The 2,533-nt window shown below is 40.5% G+C and carries 2 protein-coding genes; both read right to left on the bottom strand.

Translation table 11 applies throughout. The features are described 5' to 3' along the window. Positions 1-34 precede the first annotated feature (34 nt). Positions 35-1,270 carry an MFS transporter gene (locus BCT81_RS21195; protein WP_133152678.1) on the bottom strand — a complete coding sequence of 412 codons (1,236 nt, stop codon included), beginning with the start codon at positions 1,268-1,270 and terminating at the stop codon, positions 35-37. Between the two features lie 44 nt (positions 1,271-1,314). Further along, positions 1,315-2,533, bottom strand: a 1,219-nt coding sequence (locus BCT81_RS21190; RefSeq protein WP_102425728.1) for an RDD family protein, incomplete at its 5' end; no start/stop codon positions are given.

Below are 2,533 nucleotides of genomic sequence, written 5' to 3'. Positions count from 1 at the left end.
AATTAATAGATAGTGTTTGCTAACTGATAAAAAACTAGTCGATAGCTAATGTAGGAGAACGTTGCGCTTTAGCTGACATAAAATAGAAGCCAACCGCACTAGCAAGGGAAATTAAAACCACACTTAGCCAAGTAAAGGTGTAACCATAATCATCAATAAAATAGCCAATGACAACAAAGCTCGGCATAACAAAAAGCATTCTTAATGTAATCAACACACCTTGAATACGCCCGCGATGGCTCGACGGTGAGTTGTTTGCTAGGTATACCCCTTCTTTTGTTAAAAGGAGAACCTCGCCTGCAGAAAGAAATAACCAAGCAAAGAAATGAACAGGAATGGTTGGATATAACATCACCAGCAGGTAACCAAATGCAAACATCAAACCAGCATAAGCAAGGCTAACTGTCTCTAGTTTCTTTGAGGTTAACCTCATTAAAATGGGTGTGATCAGCACCACTAAAACACAAGCGTAAGTCATTAGTTGCCCAAAAATCACAGGACCTTGCTCTCCGAACACGTGGCTCAAGTACAGTGGGCTCGCCATTGTCATTTGATTCAATGAGTACCACAGCAATCCGCATAGAAAAGTGAATAGTAAAAGCCTTGGCCTTGCTCGTAGAACGGACCAAACAGAGCCTGAGACCGGCTGTTCGAGCTCGCTATCGTTGGCCGATTCTATTCCAGTTTGCACTCTCACAAACGTAGCAACAATAACAACACAGCAAAGAGCAGCCACCCCGTTACCAAAGAATATCCACTCAGTATGATTCCAAAACAGGTAACCAGCCATGATAGGACCAAGGGCTGAACCAAAGTTGTACGCTAAATAACTGAGCGAAATAACTGCATCACGATTTTTAGGTGTGGAAAGATCAGCAACTAAAGCATTGCTCGCGGGCAGAGCTAAACCACCAAAGAAATAGGCTGACAACAACAGCGTAGGCACGATGACAGGATCATCAGCGAAAAAACCACAAACAATCAACAATACTGCAGAGGTAAACTCGCCAAAAACCATGATTCGTTTATGTCCCAATCTATCCGATAGCCTCCCACCTAAAAAGCTCCCGAAGAGGTATCCTCCCGTGCCCGCCATTGCTAAGGTGCCAGCTACCGTTGCAGAGTACCCCAACTTGTCAGTAAAAAGTAAGACAAGAAATGGAAGAATGAAGTTACCCATCCCTAAAATCATTCTAGCCACAGCTAAATAATAAATATTATTTGGTAAGTTCCTGTACATTGCAGTGGCAGAGATTAGTTGGTTAATCATAATATCCTTACTTAAAGTAACATTACGTTTTTGGTGGTTGTGTTTCATTCGATGGTGCTGAAGTCGAGGTTTCTGGGTACAGCAACACTCACCACCTGAGTACCTGCAATTAAGTCATGCAAACAACGTCTGTCTTTACGCAAGGCAAAAAGATAATTTAAAATTGATATGCATGGGCCAATTAAAGGTATATATACAAAAATTGTCATCGGTAAGAATCTCTTACCTAGTATTTTAAATAGCCCCATTTGTTTGCCCTTCATATCGACAATCGCAATTTCCATTATGTTTTTGCCCATAGTCTGTCCTTTTTTATGCAGTAAATATCCATTCAATAAAAGGAACGCAAGCCAACTATAAGTCGTGACTGCTACCAGATCTGAGGTATCAGCAGTCCCTGTTCCAAAGATTTTTTGGAAATAATCGGTATAGAGATAAATTGGCATGACACTAAGCACAGCAATAAGTAGATCAATAAAAACGGCCCAAAAACGTAACCATCGAGATGCAAGTGTAAGGTCACAGATATTTTCAGGTGCTGCTGGAAGGTTTTCTAATGATTTTGGCTCATTTTCTTCTAAATTGCTGGCTGACAGACTAACAACTTGAGTGCCTGCGATTAAGTCATGTAGGCATCGTCTGTTTTTACGGAAAATGAAAAGAGATTCCATCATAGATATTAAATAGCCACTAATAGGCACAATTTTGAAGGCAAGCATAGGCACCACTCGTTTACCCAATATCTTATATAACCCTAACGGTTTACCCTCCATATCGACAATCGCAATATCCATGAGATGTTTTCCAATTGTCTGTCCCTTCTTATTCAATAAGTACCCATGTACTAACAAGAACATCAACCCTAAATAGACATAGACAGCAGCGAGTTCTCGAAGGTCGATACCCCCTATTTGAGTATAATCTGTGTACATCCAGATTGGCAGAATGATGACAGTAGTAATTACACCATCAATAAAAAACGCCAAAAAACGTGTCCATCGAGATGCGGGGATAACTTCAATTGTACTTTCAGCAAATTCCGGCTTGTCACTATCTAAACTTTTAGGTGAAGCATCAACAACTTGAGTACCTGCGATTAAATCATGTAAGCAGCGTTTATCTTTACGAAAAACCCCCAGATAACCTAACGTTGAAAGAACTGAACCAATAAAAGGTACATAACCCATGATCACCATAGGAAGAATTCGTTTACCCACGATGTTTAGCAAACCTATTTGTTCACCTTCCATATCGACAATCGCA

It is taken from the genome of Vibrio sp. 10N.261.52.A1, assembly GCF_002876325.1.
Lineage (GTDB): Bacteria > Pseudomonadota > Gammaproteobacteria > Enterobacterales > Vibrionaceae > Vibrio > Vibrio chagasii.
The sequence above is the reverse complement of the archived record's forward strand: the minus strand, read 5'-3'. Positions and strand labels throughout refer to the sequence as shown.